Origin of the sequence: Pseudoalteromonas sp. NZS37 (assembly GCF_015864265.1) — a bacterium.
GTDB classification, from domain to species: domain Bacteria; phylum Pseudomonadota; class Gammaproteobacteria; order Enterobacterales; family Alteromonadaceae; genus Pseudoalteromonas; species Pseudoalteromonas arctica.
In genome coordinates this window covers 1-21,341 of record NZ_JADYXL010000005.1, presented here as the reverse complement: position 1 = coordinate 21,341, position 21,341 = coordinate 1, and the positions used below count along the sequence as shown (strand labels likewise).

Below are 21,341 nucleotides of genomic sequence, written 5' to 3'. Positions count from 1 at the left end.
CTTTATCAATCTTAGTTTTTGTAAAACTGACTATCTTTGGTTATCGTAATGCTGGCGTTTTCTTGCGCTGTTACAATAAATTGTAACTTACTCACTTTACGCTCAATATCGTAACCATCGGCTGTTACAGTAACGGGGACTCTTTTCATCGCACCCGGTTGTACAAGCGTAGATCTCGGACTTGAGAGCGTTGCTCCTGGTAAACCCTCTATGGCAATACTGTAATGCAGTGCTTGCTGCGTTTTATTAATAATAGTAAGTGTATAAGGGTTTTCTACAAGACCCTCGTAGTTCACTCTATAAAGCGCATTCCTATCGCGTAGTACTGAGGCTTCTATTGGTGTACGTTGCAGCATCCATGCAAACATAGAAATGATTAACAAAGCCGTTAATGCGCCGTATCCTACTAGTTTTAACCTAAATGGATTGGTTTTTTTACCTTCCATTTGTTTTTCACTCGCGTATTTAATTAAGCCTTTTTCATAACCAAATTTTTCCATGGTATCGTCGCAGGCATCAATACATAAGCCACAGTTTATACATTCATATTGCAATCCATTTCGAATGTCTATTCCTGCAGGGCATACCTCTACACACAAGTTACAGTCTACACAGTCACCTAAGTTAAGCTCTTTTGGATCAGCTTTGCGTTTACGTGGTCCTCGGCTTTCACCACGCTCGCTATCATATGTAACAAGCAACGTATCTTTATCAAACATAACAGCCTGAAAACGAGAATACGGGCAAGCAATAGTGCACATTTTCTCGCGTAAAAACCCTGCATTGCCATAAGTACAAAAAGCGAATAAAAACACCCAAAAGCTCGTTATACCTGACCACTCAAACGTAAGCATTTCCATATACAAACTTTTTGCCGGAATAAAATATGCCATAAACGAGGTGGCGGTTAAAACTGAAATAACAATCCACGTACTGTGCTTAGTAATTTTTTTGCGCCAAGTGCTTAGCGTCCACTGTGATTTATCTAATTTAATTCGCTGATTTCGAGTGCCTTCTATGCGTTGCTCTACCCACGAAAACATGAGCATCCATATAGTTTGCGGGCACGTATAACCACACCAAACCCGACCAAGCCAGTTAGTTACAAAAAATAATGCAAAAGCCCCCACCATAAATAGCAGGGCTAAAATCATAAAATCTTGAGGAAGGAGTGTTAAACCAAAAATAGTAAAGGTTTGCGTTGCCACATCAAGCAGCACGGCTTGTTGTCCGTTATATTGGATCCACGGTATTGCAATAAAAGTTAGCATTAACAGCCAACCTAAATTACGGCGTATACGCTGAAAAAATCCTTTTTGCTCGCGGATATAAATTGGCCCTTCGGTGTTATAGGGCTTAATGATCATGTCTTCTTCTTTAATATCAAACTTCATAGTACTCGCTTCATAATGACGGTATTATGCAAGTATTTGCAACTTTCAGACCGAGCTGAAACTTTATCTACATCATTGATACTAAACAGTTTATTTCAACGCAGTAAAATGAAATTCGCGATATTAAACGCGCTTCGCGATATATCACGAATTTTTAGCAATCCCTAACTTTCGCATTTTTGAGCGTAGTGTACTCTCAGGTAAGCCCAATTTAACTGCTGCCCCTTTATCACCGGATATTTGCCAGTGCGATAACGCGAGAACAGAGGTTATATGCTGCTTTTGGGCCTCATCAAGCGTAAGTGAAGGGTTAATAACTACTTCACCACCCGCTTGCAAAGGCTGACTTAGCTGAAGTATCGCCTGATTAGATAAAATAGCTTCGCGTTCAAGTACATTTTGCAGCTCTCTAATATTGCCAGGCCATTTGTAGGCTTGTAGCTGCGTAATTGCTTTTTTACTCAGCCCTTTTAAGTGTTTACCCAGTCGTTTATTTATCTGCGCAATTAAATTAGCGCATAAATAAGGAATATCCTCTTTTCGATCTTTAAGGGCGGGTACTTTTATAGGAAATACATTAAGCCGATAATACAAATCAATTCTAAACGTGCCTTTTTGTACCATTTCCCACAGGTCGCGGTTAGTCGCTGCAATCACTCTAATATTTACTTTTAGCGTATTGCTGCCACCCACACGTTCAAACTCTTGTTCTTGCAGGACTCTCAGTAATTTACTTTGCGCCTCAAGTGGAAGCTCTGCTATTTCATCTAAAAACAAGGTGCCTTTATCAGCAAGCTCAAAGCGCCCTTTACGACGTTCATTAGCACCTGTAAACGCGCCTTTTTCATGTCCAAACAGTTCCGATTCTAGCAAACTTGGGGTAAATGCAGCGCAATTTACTTTTATAAAAGCTTGTTCGCTACGCTTGCTTAGTCGATACAAATTACGAGCTACTAATTCTTTACCCGTGCCATTTTCGCCAAGTATAAGCACTGTGCTGTCGGTTTCACTCACCAGTTTTATTTGATCTAACATGGTTTGAAATATATGACTTTGTCCAACTAGCCCTGAGTCTTGCCAATCTTCGTTAAGTTCTGCAATTAAGTAGTTGTTTTCATCTTTTAGCTGCTCACTTAAATGCTTTACTTGCTCAAGTGCCTCTTGCAGTGCATTTTGTGTTTGCTGTTGCAGTGATATGTCGCGAAATACCGCTACAGCACCAATTAACTCATCATTTTTATAAACAGGTGTTGAGGTGTATTCCACTGCAAATGAGCTACCGTCTTTACGCCAAAAAACTTCATTTTTAACTTCACGACGCTTTCCGTCAAACATGGTGCAGTAAATTTGGCATTCATCAGCGGGATAAGGTGTGCCATCAGCATGAGTATGGTGATGATATTGGTGTATTTTTTTACCTAATAACTCGTCTGCTCGCCAGCCTGTCATGCGCTCAGCGGCAGGATTAACAAACACCGCATTACCCGACAGGTCAAAACCGTATATGCCCTCACCTACTGCGTTTAGCAATAATTTAGGATCGTTTAAAAATTGTTTTATCATAAATGCACCTCGCGAAATATCGCGAGCATTATGGTAACTTTATACATTAAGTGCACTCATTACTTAAAATGCGCTTACGTGTAAATTAAAACGCTATAAATAGTGCTGAAATAGCGTTTTCACATCAATTTTTGCACCTAGCCTTGCGGCTATTAAATAAAGCCCTGCAAGTTTTCGGTGAATAAATAGCGCATCAACGGGCGGTGTATGCCATTGCTGAGATTGCCCACTAAGAGCAAGCCCTGCATTTTTAATTTTGAGCGCTAGTTCGCTATTTTTAAAATCAAACTCCCCTTCTGCTCTTAGCGGCTCGCACGCCATTAAAAATAAATCAATGACGTTGTTTTTATACTCGTCAACTAAGTCATTTTTAAAATAACCTATGTGTGATGCCGCTTTAAGTACACCTTCTCGGTTGTTTTCGCTACCCGCTTTAAATAAGGCTAAGTACGCTAAGCTAAGCTCGGTTGATATTTCTCGCGTTGCAACAAAATCAAATAAAACAATTTTTTGTGTATCAAGCTGATAATGAAAATTGGCAAAGTTAGGGTCGGTTTGAATTAATTTAAATTCAAACATTTCTTTAAAAAATAAATCAATGAGCTGCTCTGCAACAAAGCTTTTTTGACTATCAGGTAGCTCTGTAATGCTCTCAATGGGCTCTGCTTTTATATATTCCATAGTAAGTACTTGTTGTGTGCTGTGCTCTGGATATACGTTAGGCACTTTAAAGTGGGGATTACTTGCTAGTGCATTTTTATAACGTATTAAGTACTGAGCCTCCCGCTTATAATCAGCCTCAGCTAATAACTGCGCTTTAGCCTCACTAATAAGTGGTTTAATATTAAGATCTTTTGGCAATAATCGAGAAATCGTTAATAAAGAAATAACGTTATCTACATCACTTACCACACTTTTTGCAATACCAGGATATTGAATTTTAACAGCAAGCTGATCGCCATTTTCTTTATAAGCTAAATGAACTTGCCCTATAGAAGCCGCTGCAAAAGGCCTTAACTCAATATGAGAAAAGCGCGCTAGCCACTCATCCCCCCATTGCTCTTTTAACACCTCAACAAGCTGCTTATGAGGCATTGGATTCGCATCTGAGCGCAGTAAAGCAAGTAACTGAGCCAATTCAGGACTAAGTAAATCACCGGCATCCATTGAAAGTAATTGCCCGAGCTTCATTGCAGCGCCACGTAAATGAGATAGCTGTGTGGCTAGATTTTCAATATTTTTAGGTTGTAGTAGCAAGCTTTTATTATCCCAACCTTTACCGGTTAGCGCGCTCTTAGCGCCATCAACTAACATATTGGTAGCAACACCTGTGGCAAGTGAGCCTAATTTTGCAAAGCGAGAAAGCCGAGAAGTGGGAACAGTACGAGGAGCCGCCATAATATTAAAACCTAATTAGCCTGAAAGTCAGGCTAATTAATACGTATATTGTAAGTAGGTAGATCTACTTATAGACGAGGTACTAGCTTAATTGCACCTTCAACCACTTTCATATCAAGTGGAAGTTTACTGAGTAGCATCATTTTAGGGTCGTCCATGTTTAGGGTATAAACAGGGTTAACCGCTAAAAAAGCATTAATAACATCCATTGCTTGGCTATCAAGCGCACCTAAATTACCTTTAAAACCACCGGCATCTACACTCGAATCAAGTAATTTAATATTACGTAAAAACACTGCTTTTTTCTCACTGTCGTAAAATGGGCTACCTTCAATTTGCAGCTTTAAACGCACAGGGTATTTAAGTGCAAATGCATTAATTTCAGCGCTTGAATCGGCACCAAGCACAACAACATCGCGGTTATCAGGTCCAATATTAACACTTAAGTCGTTTACATCAAACTGAACAGGTAAACCCATTAAGCTTACTTTTTCACTTAACTTTGGTAATTGCTTACCCAGTACAGACTCAACCTCAGAGTTAGTAAATGAATATACTGATATGCCTTGCGTGGTATTACAGGCAGTTAAAAATAACGCTGCAATAATAACTAAAATTCTCATGAGAACCCTTTTGTTTATAAATTAGTGGTACATAAAAAAGCCGCGATTAAAGCGGCTTATTAAAATAGTAACCAGCATATATTACGCTGGTTCTAGGGCGTGTTGACCTTTGTGGATTGAAATTTGTTCAATCTAGGGTCGATTTAATCGCGGCGTGAGGTTTGTAACCTAGCGGGCTAAGTCAAAACCGAGCAACAAAGAGTTAATCGTCCCTAGAAAGAACCCAAAGGGCAGCGCATGTTTGGCATTTATGCTGCGTTATCGCCTATTTATGGGGAATAACCACACTACATAGACTCTGCCTTGCCTAAATACCAAACAGTCTGCTGCAAATTCAACCACGAAAGGTCAACACGCCCTAGTGTATTAAGCTGCAAGTGTCGCTTTAAGTCGCGTTAGTGTGTCAGGTTCAACTGAACCAGCACTGAGCGCTAATAACTGTTTTAAATAATAGTTTAAATCAGCATGTTCGCCACGATGTTTGTCATCTAACATGGCTACTTGCTCTGCCATTCTAAGTGACTTATCGGTTGAACTTACGTTCGCTAATATTTCCATGCGCGTAATAAGTTGCTCTGTATTTAATGCTGTTTTAAGTGGTGCTTGATACTGACTTGGTAACGCTTCATTGTTTTCAAGTGCTGTAATTAACGCATCTAGATTAGCTTGCTCTGATTTGCTTGTAAGCAATGCAAGTTTATCGTCAATAGCTGCTAGTAGCTTAGTAACTTTTGGCGCTAACGATCTAAATTGCGTGTACCCTTTCACTTTTGTTTCTAGGTCATGCAACTGTGCTCTTTGATTTACATCGCTAAGTGCTGCTTCAAGCTCAGCAAGTTCTGCAACTGCTTGTTTATCTGACTCATTTTGATCAAGTTTTTGCTGCTCAAATTCACTACTACGTTTAGTAAATGTTTCATCGTTAAATTGACGAAATTTTTGCCATAACGCATTTTCAGCTTTTAAACCTGCAAAACCAATTGTTTGCCATTGCTGCTGCATTTGCTTCAACTCTTGGCACGCAGCGGCTAAATCATCGCTTTGTGATAATTGCTGCGCTTTTTCTACTAATTCATTTTTAAGTACGGCATTACTTTTATGAAATGCGTTTAATAAAGCCAGTACTTGTTGTTGCTCGCTTTTATAACGATCGTTTAGTGTACGGTATGTTTTAGGGTCAACTTTACCTACACTGCGCCACGCTTTGTTTAAACGATTGTATTGGCTTTCATATTGCTTCCAATCAAAGTCATCCTCAGCCGTAGGCTGTAAATGAAGCGCGTGCATGTCGCTAATAATACTTTCGCGTTGTGCTTTTGACGCTTCGCGTTGTACTTCTTGCTCTGCAAAGTAACTACGACAAGGTGCAAATAACAGCTCGATTTTTTCATCAAACTGTACGCCTTGTTGCTTTTCTTCATCTGTATCTAAGCGACCTAACTCATTCCAACGTTTGCGTAGCACTTTTACTTGCTCTGCACGTTGTTGTGGGTCAGTACACTCTTCACTTACTAATACACTTACTTCTTCTAATAAAGCTTCACGCTTTGGTGCTGCAGCGTATTTTTGCCAATCTTTAGCATCTGCAAGTTGCGCTTCAAGTTCCGCTTTAATATTTACAAGCGGCTGTTGATATTGCTCAGTGAGTGTATTAAATAACTCTTCAAACCCTTTAAACACGCCAAAGGCAACATTAAAACGACCTTCTTCAATTAGGCGTTTAACATCACGAGCTTTGCGTTTTGCTTGGCTTTGGTTTTTTTCAAGTGGCTTAACTAGCTCACTCATTGGTGCTAAAAATTGCTTTTTATGCGTATTTAACTGTGTTTTAAAGGTACTTTGCAGTGCACCATCTAAAATATTTAAATGACTACGCGCTGCTTTAAAACCATTATTAAATTCAGTTAGAGTTGCATCGTATTGCGCTAAATCTTCTGCTGGCTTAATTTCGCATAATGCTGCAAAAGCGAGTTTGTACTCTTTAATAGCCGTTGTTAGCTCAGGTAATTTAGCAACTTGAGTAAATAGCTTTTCTAACTTGCTTACAGCCAGTTTAGATTGCGTATTATTAGCAAGTTCTGTTTCGCTAATAGCTTGCTTAGCTTGCGCTACTTTTGCATCAAGCCAATCTTGTTGAATTTGCTCTGGTGTTTCAAGGCCTAGCTGTAAGGCGTTTTCTATTTCTTCACTTAACGCTTCAACAGTTGCAAGCGCTAGCAATTGGCGCTGTTGTAGCGCTAATTTTTGCTGCTCTTTGTCGTGTATCGCTTTTAGCTGTTCAATGTGTGCATCTAACTTAGTGGTAATCGAAATATATTTTTCGTCAAGAAGCTTAACACGCTCATCACTTAGCCATTTGAGCTCAAGTGCTTGCCACTGGGCCATTAATTCGCCGGCTTGTGGATTTACAACACCAAAATCTGTTTTTTCACGTAAAGCATTTAACTTAGCTAAAATAACACGTGTTGCACTTTCAACCTGCAGTGGCATTTCTATTGCTAAACGCTCATTTTCAATATGCGTTTCAAGTGCTGCTTTTGCACCATCCTTTGCATGCTTTACTAATGGCTTAATTAATTGATGGGTAATAACAAGTTCAACTAATTGAGTTTGTAGCTCTTCGCTACCTTCTTTAAATGCTTTTTCTACTAGTTTTGGATTTGCTAAACGTTTTAATAATTTAACGCGTACTTGCAGTTCTTTTTCTGCAAACGCTAACTTTTCGAGTGTTTTAACGGGTGCAAAACGCTCTATGTATTCGTTTTTAATTTGCGGTGTTAGTGCACTTTCGCTATTTAAAACAGCATTAGATATTTGAAGCTCTGCTATATCTTTTAATACTTGATCTTGTTTATACGCTTTCCACCAAAGTGGTAACTCGTTTACTTTTTGTAGTGCTTTGCGGCGTATTTCAGCTGAGCTGTCTTCAAGTGCTAACGTGTTTAATATGGTTGCATCACGTTCAATGTCTAATTTTTCGATAGCATCAAGACGTACTTGTTGCTTAGGGTGTTTCCATTTCGGTGTAAAAAGGTGCTTAAAGATCATGTTCACTAAACCTAGCTATTTCGTTGTCTGATTTAAATTCTTTTTGTAGTTGAGCTTTTGTCTTTTGGATCATTTCACCATTAGCACCAATCGTAAATTGCTCGTTTGATTGAGCCACTTTTGCTTGATACAACATAACCAACTGCACTGTTTGTTGCTTTTGCTCGTCTGATAAAACGGTACCATCTGGCCATTTGCCAGTTGATGCACCGTATTGTAAGCGTTCGAATAATTCGGGAGTAATATTTTGTACAAGATTGTCGATATTCATGTCATTTTTTCTTTTTTAGAGTCACTAAAACAATTCGGTTTATAAGATACCAAATACACCCTACGCCAATAGCCGCAGTATAAGCATACCACTGAAGCGTTTTTTCTTGCGGTTGTAAAAAGTACAAACAGAAAAAACCACCTAAAAATAAGATAAGCGCCAAAAAGGAGTGATTTATAAACATCTGCTTTTTTTTAATTCGCTGTTCGCGCTGAAGTTGCAAAACTTGCTCGTCGTTTAGCTCTGCAATGTTGCTTTCGCAATGCGGACATTGCTTATGTTTATCTGAAATTGATTTTGCACATTTTGGGCAACGAATAATCGCCATACTTCTCTCCATACTACGCATAAAAAAAGCGCCTTTCGGCGCCTTTATTGTACTTGTTTTATTTCTCGTTGTCTTTTTTGAATTCAAACCAATAACTAATTTTGGGGCGATAATTTTCTAAGTTGCCCACCAAGTTTAATTACTCTGCGTCTTTTGACTGCTTCTCTAAGCGTTTTTCCCAGAACGTCGCGTTTTTAATGCCTAATTTAACTGGATCAAATATGATTTTTCCGCCTTTTTTCTTCTGTTCTTCATAATCGCTCAAACATAACAAAGCAGGCTTAGCTACGAAGAAAATAGCTAAAATACCTAGTATGTTAATCCAGGCCATTAAGCCAACGCCAATATCACCAATAGTCCAGATATAACCTGAATTGTTTACCATGCCGTATGCAACCATAAACATAATCACAAACTTCACGATAACAAGCGGAATACTGCCTTTAAAATAACGATTTAAATAAGCAATATTAGTCTCTGCAATAAAGTAATAAGCAAGTATTGTGGTAAAAGCAAAGAAGAACAATGCGATGCCAACAAATGCCTGCCCAAAGCTACCAAATACACTAAATAGAGCCATTTGCGTAAAGGCTGCTGAACCCACTTCAGTGGCTGCATCAACATTTTGAACAATAAATTGCCCTGCTGGTAACTCACCCACAATGTTGTATTGCTGCGTTATTAAAATCATTAATGCTGTTGCAGTACACACAAAGATGGTATCAACGTAAACAGAGAAAGCTTGTACTAACCCCTGTTGAGCAGGGTGATCAACTTCTGCAGCGGCTGCTGCATGAGGCCCAGTACCTTGGCCTGCTTCGTTAGAATATATACCGCGTTTAACGCCCCAACCAATAGCAGCACCAAAACCGGCCTGCGCAGTAAACGCATCACTAATAATCAAATAAAATATATCACCCACTTTATCTAAATTTAAAAATACTACGATTAGTGCCAATACTATGTAACCAAGCGCCATAAATGGCACTACTATTTGCGTAAAGTTCGCAATACGCTTTATTCCGCCGAAAATAATAAACGCCAAAACAATAAGGATAATTGCCAAAGCGACCAATTTAAAGCTGCCTACGTCACCAAAGCTAGTAGAAACCATATTGCCATCGCCAAACACTTGAGTAAATGCATTACCTACCGCATTTGCTTGTACGCCTGGCAGAAAAACACCACATGCAATAATTGCCGAAACAGCAAATAAAACAGCTAGCCATTTTTGCCCTAAACAACGGTCAAAATAATACGCTGGGCCGCCACGATATTGCCCGTTTTCTTCTGTTTTATAAATTTGGCCTAAAGTAGATTCTGCATATGCGGTACTTGCACCTAGAAAAGCAACAACCCACATCCAAAAAATAGCACCTGGTCCACCAAAACCGATAGCTGCTGCAACACCTGCAATATTACCTACGCCTACTCGTCCAGACAACGATACTGCAAGGGCTTGAAAAGATGAGATACCTTTATCAGACGTGTTTGGACTAAATAATAACTTACACATTTCTTTAAAATGTCGAACTTGAGCAAATCGAGTTAATACTGAATAAAACAAGCCTGCGCCTAGGCATAAATAGATGAGTGCATTACTCCAAACAACATCATTAACAGCGCTTACAAAAGCTTCCATGGATATCCTCTATAGTTATATTTATTATTTTTAATTACGAGACTCTGCTTTAGCTACTACGCAACATAAGTTTCACGAAATAAGGTTTTACCTCTCCCGTCCCGACTCATTATTTAATTAATCTTAACTTAAGTACCCCAACTTTGTTAACACTTAATTTTCAAAATATCTAATTACGTAGCTATTGCAAGGCACTACATCAGCAGTATTTAAAGGAAAGTAGATTGATTTGTACCGATACGGTGATGATACGCGGCGAAGAAACGTTAAAAACGTTTTGGAGTGAAGTTGCTATATGATTATTATTTTTTGTAAAAGGGGTTTTACTAAAAGCAAAAAGGGCATCAAAACTATTGATACCCTTCAAATAAACGTTTTATCTTAAATTATCAACAACATTAACAATTGCCGCTAACGTATCTTGACCAAATTGATACGAACGACGGTCTGACCAGCCATAGTCTGGATCAGGTAAATCGTTGTTGTCTTTAAATGGCATTTCAATTGTGTACGTTAATGCTTTGAATTCTTCAGCAGTAGCTGATGAACCTACCGTAAGGTTAGCTTGGCCTGGCTCATCTTTTGGATAGCCATGCTCATCTTGAAACTCTGGAGTAATAGTTAAAAGCGCAGCTTTAAAGCTATCTTCAAGGCCTTTAAGACGAGCATCGTAACTTGGAATACCTTCGCTGCCTGCCACAAAGTTATACGGAATAGCTTCATCGCCGTGTATATCTAAGTGCATATCTAAGCCAGCTTCGCGCATTTTATTTAGTACTAGGTAAACCTCAGGGCTATTTTCCATGCTTGGTGTCTGCCATTCACGGTTTAAATTAACGCCTTTAGCATTAGTACGGAGATGTCCGCGTGCGCTGCCATCTGGATTCATATTTGGCACAACGTAAAACACTGCTTTTGATAGAAGCGCAGCTGCATGTGGGTCTTCGTCATCAAGAAGTTTGTGCAGTAGACCTTCAACATACCATTGGGCCATTGTTTCACCTGGATGTTGACGTGCTGTGATCCAGATATTTTTCTTATCTTCACTTGGCTCACCAATTTTAAGCACACTCATATCGCGGCCATCGAGTGTTTCACCAAGTGTTATTAATTGGCAAGCACCTTGGCTTTGTGCCCAAGATAATAAATCTAAATGGCGGTCGTAACTGTATGGCGCAAAGTAAGCAAAATACACGCTGCCGCACTCTGGTTCAATTTCAAAGCTTAATGTGCCATTTTCATAGCTTGATGGTACACGAAACCATGTTTGGCGGTCATATGATGCAACGGCTTGATACCCTTCCCAACCATCTGGGTAAGCTGATTTATCAAGCTCATTAATATTTAACTTATGCAATTGGTAAGGTGTTGTTTCAAGACGAAAGTGAAACCACTGATAAAATTCAGACTGGTGATCTTTATTAATTTCTAATTGAATATTTAAAGGATCGGTGGCTTCAATAACTTTGATATTACCACTGTCGAAATTGCTGCTGATTTTCATGAAAAAACCTTTAGGTTGAATAAGTTTATCTGCTTATTAATTCACAGAACTGACATTATTTTGTAAATAGTAAAACGAATGTGCATTTTCTTAATTAAAGCCTATCACAAGGCACACGCTTTAAAAATAATACACGACCAAAAAAGCCAGCAATATGCTGGCTTTTAAGTCACTGCAAATAAATTAGCGAGGTAAGCTTGGGAATGACACTTCGGCCATATCGCGCATACAACGAACTACTTGGCAGCTGTAACCAAACTCATTGTCGTACCATACATATAAAACAATACGGTTATCTTCAACAATCGTTGCTTGTGAATCAACAACACCTGCGTAACGGCTACCTACTAAATCGGTAGAAACAATTTCCGTTGATGCTGTGTAATCAATTTGGTCACGTAAGTCTGAATGAAGTGCAGTATCGCGTAAAAATGCGTTTAGCTCTTCAACTGATGTGCTTGTTGCTAAGTTAAGGTTCAAAATAGCTAGCGACACATTAGGTGTAGGTACGCGGATTGCGTTACCTGTTAATTTGCCTTCAAGCTCTGGTAATGCTTTTGAAACCGCTTTTGCAGCCCCTGTCTCAGTAATTACCATGTTAAGTGCTGCGGCACGGCCACGGCGCTCTGCTTTGTGGTAGTTATCAATAAGGTTTTGATCGTTCGTGTACGAGTGTACAGTTTCAACATGGCCATTATTAATACCAAACTTATCGTTTAGTGCTTTAAGCGTTGGTGTAATTGCATTGGTTGTACAGCTTGCTGCACAAACAATTTTATCTTCAGGTAAAATATCTTTGTTATTAACACCATATACGATGTTTTTGATATTACCTTTTGCAGGAGCTGTTAATAATACTTTTGCAGCGCCCTTACACTCTAGATGCTGGCCAAGGCCCGCTTCGTCTTTCCAAATACCGGTGTTATCAACAATTAATGCATTGTCGATACCGTATTGAGTGTAATCAATTTCGCTAGGAGAGTTAGCGTAAATAACCTGAATGTAGCTACCGTTGGCTTTAATTGCGTTACGTTCTTTATCAATAGTGATTGAGCCATTGAATGGACCGTGAATTGAATCACGACGCAGTAAGCTTGCACGCTTTTCAAGATCACCCTCTTTACCGCCACGCACAACAATAGCGCGCAAACGTAAATCTGAATATGGACCTGATTTTTCAATTAATAAACGCGCTAGTAAACGACCAATACGACCAAAACCATACAATACAACATCGCGTGGTTCTTTCGCTGGTAAGTCAGCTATTTCTGCAAGTTCATCTTTTACAAATTCTTCTACTGAGCGGCCTTTTGCAGCTTCAGTGAACAAATAACTATATGCAAGCTTACCAATATCAATACGTGCAGAGTTTAATTCCATTTTGCTGATAGCTTCTAAAAATGGGAAGCTTTCACGCAAACGTAATTTAGTGCCTTCAAACTGAGCAACGGTTTTGTGAGATTTGATAATATCGATAGTACTGGCATTTACGAGAGGACGGCCATATACAGCGATTTCGATACCACGATTACGGTAAAGTTTACCAATGATTGGTTGCATGCTTTCTGCGTAATCTTGGCGCTCTTGCCAACTATTTGTGTATTCTAACTCGTGAGATGAGGTCATTTTATTTACCTAAGTTTATCATTTTGAACGGATAGCCTTTAAAAATGCACTATATTTTGAGAGTAATGCACTTCAGGCAGGGCTATTCTAATTTAATCTGAAGTTATTCTCTACTGTTAGGCGTTAAATGATTGCGTTAGAATAACAAGGTAGATATTCATTTGGGGTTAAGGGATGCTTAAAAAAGCAAGTGTACTATTGGGTTTGCTAACGTTGACAGGGTGTGAAGAGCCCTTGACACTCGCACAAGTGTGCAAAGAAACACCTGGCTTTTGTAGCGACTTAAACAAAGACAGCCACTGCAAGGATGAGCGTTCTGATGTAATTATCAAACGTTACATAGAATACAAAGACCCTACTGATGAAAATAAATACCAATTACTCAAGGACTTTGAATCTTATAACCAATGCATAACTTTGGCCGCCAAAATTGAACATATTAAGTTAAAAGCTAAAAAAACGTCACGTATTGACGGTCAATTAACGAGCATTAAAGAAATGACTCGCTTATATCAAGATACTCAAAATACGAACCATCCAGGTTTGCTCTACTACCAATGGTCACGAAATAATAACCAAAACGCACTGACAAAATTATTGGCGATAGAAAATGACAAAAGTGTAACGCAAAGTGCCGAAATGCAATTTTTTTTAGCATCGTACTATATTAAGTTCGACGATGAAAAAACCATCGATTTGCTTTATAAAACTTTAGAACTCAATAAAAAAGACAACGTACCGAATCCTGAAGTGTATACATCACTTATTAGTCTTTTTTATAAACATGATAAATTTAAGCATGCATATATATTTTCTAAAGTAGCGCAAATGTCGGGGATTGAAAATATTGACGTGTTTGAAATTGAGCAGCAATTAATAACGAATGGTAAAAGCTTAGACAGCCTAGATGTACTTGCAGAGCAAACATTTCAGCAAATAATGGCAGGTGATTTTGTATCTCCTCGAGAGTTTTAATTTATAATCGCAAAAATAACCTAATACCAATCTGCTTATATATGGGGTCTATTTAACGTTAAGGGAATTACGCTAGAACTAGGCAAAAATTTTTGTATCTAGTTGTTCTAAATAAAACATTTTTAACGACGTTATAGTGCAATTTAATTCGTTAAATTGATCAAAGATTTATGCAGGTTGGTATAATTTAATAACTAGGTTATTCAGGCAAATAAAAAGGCAGCTTACGCTGCCTTTTTTTATTTTGCTTTGCTTGTGCCCACTTCTACGCGGGTTTTAAGCTTTTGACCTGGTCGAAAAGTCACCACGCGACGTGCCGAAATAGGAATATCTTCGCCTGTTTTCGGGTTGCGGCCTGGTCTTTCTTTTTTGTCTCGAAGATCAAAGTTACCAAATCCAGAGAGCTTAACCTGCTCGCCTTTTTCTAGCGCTGAGCGGATTTCTTCAAAAAACGCTTCAACTAAATCTTTGGCATCTTTTTTATTGATCCCGAGCTTTTCAAATAGGTGTTCAGCTATGTCGGCTTTAGTAAGCGCCATATCTAGTCCCTCAACGATGCATTAAACTGTTCGGCCAATTCGGCCACCACGTTATCAACTACTAGATTGATATCTTTCTCTTCGAGTGTTCTATCAACCGCTTGCAGTGTTAGAGCAATCGCCAAACTCTTATAATTTGGCTCAATACCTTTGCCCTTATACACATCGAATAAGTTTAGGTCAACCAATTGATTTCCGCCAACTTTTTCGATCACGCTTAAAATGTCGCCAGATTTAACGCTGTCTGCCACTAAAATCGCGATGTCGCGGCGATTTGAAGGGAATTTAGACACCCCTTCTGCTTGCGGTAAATTTCTTTTTTCTATTGCTGACATTTCAATTTCAAAAACAAAAGTTGCGTTGTTGATATCTAACGACTTTTGAGCTTGAGGATGTAAAGCACCAAAAAAACCAACCTTTTTGCCATCAACATATATTACAGCTGATTGACCAGGGTGAAGTCCATCTGACTGCTCTGCTTTAATTTCAAAGCGAGTAACATCATTAGTAATTGCAAGTAAGGCTTCAACATCACCTTTTAAATCGTAAAAATCAACGTTACGTTTTTCTTCAACCCAATGTTCACCATTTACAAGACCCGTAATAACGCCGCCAATAACCGGTACTTGGTAAACACCATTTTCTGCACTTTCGTCGCTTATAAATTTAAGACCATGTTCGAATAAACGAATACGAGGCTGTTGGCGATTTTGGTTATACGCTACAGACGCTAATAAACCCGGCATTAAACTTACACGCATCGCTGACATTTCAATTGAAATAGGGTGCGGTAATACCATTGCTTTACACTCTGGGTGTAAAATAGCTTGTACTTTAGGGTCTACAAAGCTGTATGTAATTGCTTCTTGGTAACCACGAGTCACTAACGTATTGCGGAACTTGCTAAGCGCAATAGTTGCTTCGTTATGTGTCGTCATTTTAAGTTTTGCAGTTGGTGCAACATTTGGAATGCTGTTGTAACCGTAAACACGTGCTACTTCTTCAATTAAATCTTCTTCGATGCGAATATCAAAACGGTAGCTTGGTACGTCCGCACTCCAGCTTTCATTTTCTACTTTAACATCAAGACCTAAACGCGTAAGAATATCTGTTACTTTAGCATCTTCAATATGATGACCAATAACACGGTCTAAACGTGCACGACGAAGACGTACTTCAGTCACTTTTGGTAGTTTGTCAGCCGCAACAGCTTCAACTACTGGGCCTGCTTGACCACCTACAATCTCAAGAAGAAGTGCTGTTGCACGTTCCATTGCATCATGTTGTAGAGCAAAATCAACACCGCGCTCATAACGGTGTGAAGCATCAGTGTGTAAACCGTAGCTACGTGCTTGCCCTGCAATTGCTACAGGATTAAAAAATGCGCTTTCAAGTAATATATCAGATGTTTTATCTGTAACACCTGATTGTTCACCACCAAAAATACCTGCAATTGCAAGTGCTTTGTTATGATCGGCTATCACAAGTGTTGTATCGTTTAATTTAGCGGTGTTACCGTCTAATAAAACAAGTTCTTCACCTGCGTTTGCACTACGTACTTTAATACCACCTTCAATCGCATTTAAATCAAACGCGTGCATTGGGTGACCAAGTTCAAGTAATACATAGTTAGTAACATCAACTACTGGGTCGATTGAACGTACGCCACTGCGACGTAGCTTTTCAACCATCCAAAGCGGTGTTTCTACATCAAGGTTAATGCCCTTTATCACACGACCAAGGTAACGAGGACATGCATCTTCATTAACTAGCTCAATTGATACTTTGTCATCAATTGTTGGAGTAACAGCTGGAATATCTAATACGTTTACGTCAATACTATTTAAAACGCCTACTTCGCGTGCTAGACCTTTTATACCTAAGCAGTCACCACGGTTTGGTGTTAAATCAACATCTATAATATTATCATCAAGACCTAGGTAATCACGTAAATCAGTGCCTACTGGTGCATCGCTTGGCAATTCCATAATGCCGTCGCCTTCTTCGCTAATACCTAGCTCAACAAAAGCACATAGCATTCCGTTTGAAGGTTGGCCGCGTAGTTTGGCTTTTTTAATTTTAAAGTCACCAGGCAGTACAGCGCCCACAGTTGCAACAGCAACTTTAATACCTAAACGACAATTTGGTGCACCACACACGATATCAAGTAGCTCATCGCCACCTACGTTAATTTTGGTAACACGCAGTTTATCTGCATCAGGGTGCTGTCCACATTCAACAACTTCACCTACAACTACGCCATTAAATTTGGCAGCAGCAGGCTCAACGCCATCAACTTCTAGACCAGCCATTGAAAGCTGTTCCGAAAGAGCTTGCGTATCAATAGCAGGATTAACCCACTCTCTTAACCACTTTTCACTAAATTTCATTTTATTGTTTCACTCTTAACGGAACTGGTTCAGGAATTTTAAGTCATTTTCGAAAAATGCACGCAAATCGTTTACGCCATAGCGCAACATAGTTAAACGCTCTACACCCATACCAAAAGCAAAGCCGGTGTATTTTTCTGGGTCAATGCCCACAGACTTAAGTACATTTGGATGTACCATGCCGCAGCCTAGTACTTCTAACCACTTACCGTCTTTACCCATAACATCTACTTCAGCCGAAGGTTCTGTAAACGGGAAGAATGAAGGACGGAAACGAATTTCCATATCTTCTTCAAAAAAGTTACGTAAAAAATCATGCAAAATACCTTTTAGCTCAGTAAAGCTAACATCGGTATCAACCATTAAACCTTCAACCTGATGGAACATAGGTGTATGTGTTTGGTCGTAATCGTTACGGTATACGCGTCCAGGTGAAATAATGCGCAGTGGTGGCTGCTCAGTTTCCATAGTACGAATTTGCACGCCACTTGTTTGTGTACGTAGTACTAATTTAGGATTGAAATAAAAGGTATCATGATCAGCACGTGCTGGATGGTGCTCTGGAATATTTAGCGCATCAAAGTTATGAAAATCGTCTTCGATTTCTGGACCAGATTTAACTTCAAAACCTAACTCACCAAAAAAGCTTTCTATGCGCTCAATAGTGCGCGTAACTGGGTGTAAACCGCCAGTAGGCATAACACGCCCTGGTAGAGTTACATCTATAGTTTCAGCAGCTAGTTTTTCTTCAAGTGCTTTACTTGCTAGCAACTCACGCTTTTCGTTGATAGCAGCTTGTACATCTTGTTTAGCTTGGTTTATAACTTGGCCTGCTTCTTTACGTTCTTCAGGTGCTATTTTACCTAACGTTTTAAGTAAGCTAGTGATTTCGCCTTTTTTACCAAGGTAATTAACCCTGATATCTTCTAACTGCGCTATTTCACTGGCACTGGCTACCGCCTCAAGTGCTTGCGCTAATATGTTTTCTAAGTTCATTCGATACCTGACCTTTCACAGAAGGTGATTGCTTAAGAGCGTGTTGGCCTTTCAAGATTGCTTTACAACAGTGTGGTTGGTTATTAAATAAGGTTAATCATTGGACTGTAGTTTCCTACATAAGTCATGCAATAACGCTAAATAAAGACCAAACACATGCAGTTTGAAGTGTTTATCTCGGAGGCTACTTTCTTTGTTGTTCGGGTTTCGCATATAAATACTACGCTAAAGTCCTCACGACGCGATTAAAGCACTCTTAAGTTAAACAAATTCCAATCAGGAAAGGTAAACACGCTCTGATAATAGCTTATGATAACTGAAAGAAGGGTCTAGATTCTAGACCTACTACAGCTTTAACGTTGATTTTATAAAAGGAATAGTTAATTTTCGCTGTGCTGCCATAGATGCATGATCTAATTTGTCGAGTACATCTAATAAAGCACGCATATCACGGCTTAAACGGGTTAGTAAAAAGCGTGCACACTCATCACTTAATTCAAGGCCGCGCATATGAGCGCGCTTAACAAGTGCTTGTGCTTTATCATCATCACTCATAGAACGAATTTGAAAGGTTGTTCCCCACGTTAAGCGAGACTCTAAGTCAGGCAGCGAGATATTAAGCATGCTAGGAAGTAAATCGGCAGTTACTACTAACATTTTTCCGGGTTCGTTAAACCGGTTAAAAAAGTTGAATAGTGCTTTTTCCCATGCATCATTGCCTGCAACTAAATGCACGTCATCAATACATAGAACATCAAGTGCTTCTAAACCGTCTAATACCATAGGTCCAAAGTCAATTACTTCGCGCATAGAAAGCAGCATATTAGATAAGCCACGCTCTTGTGCTTTAATGCAGGTTGCATACAAAAGGTGAGACTTACCCGAATCACCTAACCCACATAAATAAGTATACTGAAACTTTTTAGCTAACTTCGAAAAGCTATCTTTTAAATGGTTAACCTCTAACGAATCTTCCCCACCAAAGTACGATGCAAATGTTTCGTCATCCGGCAAGGTAACCGGTAATGCCATTTGCATCGGCTCAGAAGTTAGCATTATGGCGTTATCCATTGATACTCTAAGCTATTTTTATCAACAACATGATAAAAAGCGCGTGGATCCTCATAATCTTTAAATGAGGAGTCTAACCCTAACCCTTTTTTAAGATCGCTTAGGTTACCAGTGTGGTTTAGTTTAAATTCTACAAATTCTGGTGTTTTACGAACAATTTTAACTTGCGTAACAACGCTTAAGTTCAATAATCTTTGTTTTGCTAATTCAACATCAACAAAACTTTGCGTGCCTTTTAATGTTAGCGTGGCCGCGGCTTGTTCATAATAAGCATTTGGATCAATAGCGTACTCGCTTGCAAGGCCTCGAGCTAAGGTATCAATCATTTGACTCACTATTTGCTGCTTATCGCCCGTTAATCTATTTGAATCAAATTGATCATCATTAGTAAAACGCCAATCTAAAATCCAATTTTCGCTATCCGCTTCTTTATACATTCTTGCTGTAATACTTCGCTCAGCACTGTAGCGTCTAGAGGCCTCTTCTACTGGTTCTGAAAAGTTACCCCATACCTCAGGAATACCTACTAAACGTCTATCTTGTAAATCAAGTAATGGCACAACGACAGGCAGACCACGGCGTCCTGCTTTGTCATAAATTAACTGCTCTAATTGCGGGTAACTTTCTTGTGTTACTAATTCTCTGCGCCAATTGTCTTCAATACCTAACCATATTGCGACTAACGGGCGTTGTACTCCCCATAAAGGTAAGTTTAACTCTTTGATTAACGCATTGATCTTTCGAGCTTCAAATTTAACAACAAGTTTCAATTGTCCATTTGCTCTCTCGTCATATTCAAACTTAAGCATATAATCAGAAATATCTTTAGTGCGTTGCTGTGCTAATTTATTTTGATCCGCAGTTTCATCACCGCTTACTTTCACTAAAACATTGAGCAAAGCTTTACGACTCGCAGCTAATCGAGTGTCTCGTGTTTTGTCATCCACTTTTAAAATATCTTGATATAGATCAGTTACTTCAACTGCCGACGCAGAAAAACAAAATAAAATGGATATGGCGCTAATTAATAATCTATACACAGGCTATTAGTTCTTGGTTTTAAACTGATTTGATCCTAAATCAAAGACAGTAACAAAGCAAAATTAAATTTGTTATCTAAGGAAATGAAAGTAATTAGCTTTTATAGAAAGTAAAAAAGATTAAATATGAATAAGATAGTTGAGTGAGTTGTACGCTATTCACCTACATTTAACTTTACTACACTTTTCAAAACGCGAACCTCTCGGGTTTAGTTAGATCATGAAGGTATTTAATGTAAGTACTTGATGATGTTATGGTTAAGATTATTCGTTATTGGCTCGCATTTAATCTTTCTTCAGGCGTAAAAAATCGTTAGATACGGGCTAAGTCGGTGGGCTTGTCGTAGTGCCCACAGCGGTAGAAAGTCACAGTGAAAATGCTATTGTATTAGCCGACTGGGGTATTGAGGGTTTTTGTTGTGATTTTAGCGTCGGGAATCGCTACGCTCGCCCGCCCTACGTGCTAGGTGTTGATGTGAGTGTGTATTTATTGCGCGCATTTCACTTTTCTACAGACGTAAAAAAGCCCGAATCGTTAGATTCGGGCTTTTTACAATGTGAAGCTTGTGTAATGTCGTGGTGCCCACAGCGGTGGAGAGCCACAGTGAAATGCTACACTATTATCGGTCGAAGCTTTAGTTTCACTACTGAGTTCGGCATGGGCTCTTGGCTATTTACTAAATCTCAGACAGCAAAAAACCCGTCACATTGCTGTAACGGGTTTCTACAATTTGAAGCCTGGTAATGTCCTACTTTCACATAGTAAATGCTACACTATCATCGGCGCTGTTTCGTTTCACTACTGAGTTCGGCATGGAATCAGGTGGGTCCAAAACGCTATTGTCACCAAGCAAATTTGGGCGTTAATCCGTATCGCTACGCACTAACTGAATTTGGAAAATATCTGATAATATTTTTTAAGTCTTTCTAAGT

17 protein-coding genes and 1 rRNA gene are annotated in these 21,341 nt (G+C 39.1%); 2 read left to right on the top strand and 16 right to left on the bottom strand.

The features are described 5' to 3' along the window. Positions 1-11 precede the first annotated feature (11 nt). The 10 genes from ccoG to I6F47_RS10525 form a co-directional block, all read right to left on the bottom strand. Positions 12-1,394 (bottom strand): cytochrome c oxidase accessory protein CcoG, encoded by a 1,383-nt coding sequence (ccoG, locus tag I6F47_RS10570; RefSeq protein ID WP_197183800.1) that lies wholly within the window; start codon positions 1,392-1,394, stop codon positions 12-14. A gap of 144 nt (positions 1,395-1,538) precedes the next feature. Beyond that, positions 1,539-2,957: a sigma-54 interaction domain-containing protein gene (locus I6F47_RS10565; protein WP_197183799.1), complete on the bottom strand. Its 1,419-nt coding sequence runs from the start codon at positions 2,955-2,957 to the stop codon at positions 1,539-1,541. Positions 2,958-3,050: 93 nt separating this feature from the next. Further along, positions 3,051-4,355 (bottom strand): ABC1 kinase family protein, encoded by a 1,305-nt coding sequence (locus tag I6F47_RS10560; RefSeq protein WP_197183798.1) that lies wholly within the window; start codon positions 4,353-4,355, stop codon positions 3,051-3,053. 68 nt (positions 4,356-4,423) lie between these two features. Continuing rightward, on the bottom strand, positions 4,424-4,978 hold the full coding sequence (locus I6F47_RS10555) for a DUF1439 domain-containing protein (protein WP_002960677.1): 555 nt from the start codon (positions 4,976-4,978) through the stop codon (positions 4,424-4,426). Between the two features lie 366 nt (positions 4,979-5,344). After that, entirely contained in the window at positions 5,345-8,026 is a 2,682-nt protein-coding gene (locus tag I6F47_RS10550; protein WP_197183797.1) for a DUF349 domain-containing protein, read from the bottom strand. Further along, positions 8,016-8,297, bottom strand: a complete 282-nt coding sequence (locus I6F47_RS10545) for a YeaC family protein (RefSeq protein ID WP_007378333.1) — start codon at positions 8,295-8,297, stop codon at positions 8,016-8,018. Before I6F47_RS10545 ends, I6F47_RS10550 begins: the two co-directional genes overlap by 11 nt. Before the next feature lies 1 nt (position 8,298). Further along, on the bottom strand, positions 8,299-8,625 hold the full coding sequence (locus I6F47_RS10540) for a hypothetical protein (protein WP_007580349.1): 327 nt from the start codon (positions 8,623-8,625) through the stop codon (positions 8,299-8,301). A gap of 139 nt (positions 8,626-8,764) precedes the next feature. Continuing rightward, positions 8,765-10,267: an alanine/glycine:cation symporter family protein gene (locus tag I6F47_RS10535; RefSeq protein WP_010554016.1), complete on the bottom strand. Its 1,503-nt coding sequence runs from the start codon at positions 10,265-10,267 to the stop codon at positions 8,765-8,767. A gap of 376 nt (positions 10,268-10,643) precedes the next feature. Beyond that, entirely contained in the window at positions 10,644-11,771 is a 1,128-nt protein-coding gene (locus I6F47_RS10530; protein ID WP_010554015.1) for a M14 family metallopeptidase, read from the bottom strand. Between the two features lie 183 nt (positions 11,772-11,954). Next, on the bottom strand, positions 11,955-13,397 hold the full coding sequence (locus I6F47_RS10525; protein WP_010554014.1) for a glyceraldehyde-3-phosphate dehydrogenase: 1,443 nt from the start codon (positions 13,395-13,397) through the stop codon (positions 11,955-11,957). A 174-nt stretch (positions 13,398-13,571) separates the two neighbouring features. Here I6F47_RS10525 and I6F47_RS10520 point away from each other — a divergent pair, with 174 nt between their 5' ends. Continuing rightward, entirely contained in the window at positions 13,572-14,372 is an 801-nt protein-coding gene (locus I6F47_RS10520) for a DUF2989 domain-containing protein (protein WP_197151143.1), read from the top strand. Between the two features lie 239 nt (positions 14,373-14,611). On the opposite strand, the gene ihfA is transcribed toward I6F47_RS10520, so the two are convergent. From ihfA to I6F47_RS10495, 5 genes are all read right to left on the bottom strand, one after another. After that, positions 14,612-14,911, bottom strand: a complete 300-nt coding sequence (ihfA, locus tag I6F47_RS10515; protein ID WP_002960690.1) for an integration host factor subunit alpha — start codon at positions 14,909-14,911, stop codon at positions 14,612-14,614. Between the two features lie 2 nt (positions 14,912-14,913). Beyond that, on the bottom strand, positions 14,914-17,301 hold the full coding sequence (gene pheT / locus I6F47_RS10510; protein ID WP_197183796.1) for a phenylalanine--tRNA ligase subunit beta: 2,388 nt from the start codon (positions 17,299-17,301) through the stop codon (positions 14,914-14,916). Positions 17,302-17,316: 15 nt separating this feature from the next. Next, complete coding sequence (gene pheS / locus I6F47_RS10505; protein WP_002960692.1) at positions 17,317-18,297, bottom strand: phenylalanine--tRNA ligase subunit alpha; 981 nt, start codon at positions 18,295-18,297, stop codon at positions 17,317-17,319. Positions 18,298-18,642: 345 nt separating this feature from the next. Next, complete coding sequence (gene hda / locus I6F47_RS10500; protein WP_007580342.1) at positions 18,643-19,353, bottom strand: DnaA regulatory inactivator Hda; 711 nt, start codon at positions 19,351-19,353, stop codon at positions 18,643-18,645. After that, the gene (locus tag I6F47_RS10495) at positions 19,353-20,408 is read right to left on the bottom strand and encodes a DUF2066 domain-containing protein (protein ID WP_010554011.1); all 1,056 of its coding nucleotides are present in this window, start codon (positions 20,406-20,408) and stop codon (positions 19,353-19,355) included. Before I6F47_RS10495 ends, hda begins: the two co-directional genes overlap by 1 nt. Before the next feature lie 346 nt (positions 20,409-20,754). On the opposite strand from I6F47_RS10495, the gene I6F47_RS10490 reads away from it, so the two are divergent. Further along, positions 20,755-21,153: a hypothetical protein gene (locus I6F47_RS10490; RefSeq protein ID WP_197183795.1), complete on the top strand. Its 399-nt coding sequence runs from the start codon at positions 20,755-20,757 to the stop codon at positions 21,151-21,153. Here I6F47_RS10490 and rrf read toward each other — a convergent pair. Beyond that, a 5S ribosomal RNA gene (rrf, locus tag I6F47_RS10485) occupies positions 21,145-21,259 on the bottom strand. The genes I6F47_RS10490 and rrf overlap by 9 nt on opposite strands. Positions 21,260-21,341: the final 82 nt, after the last annotated feature.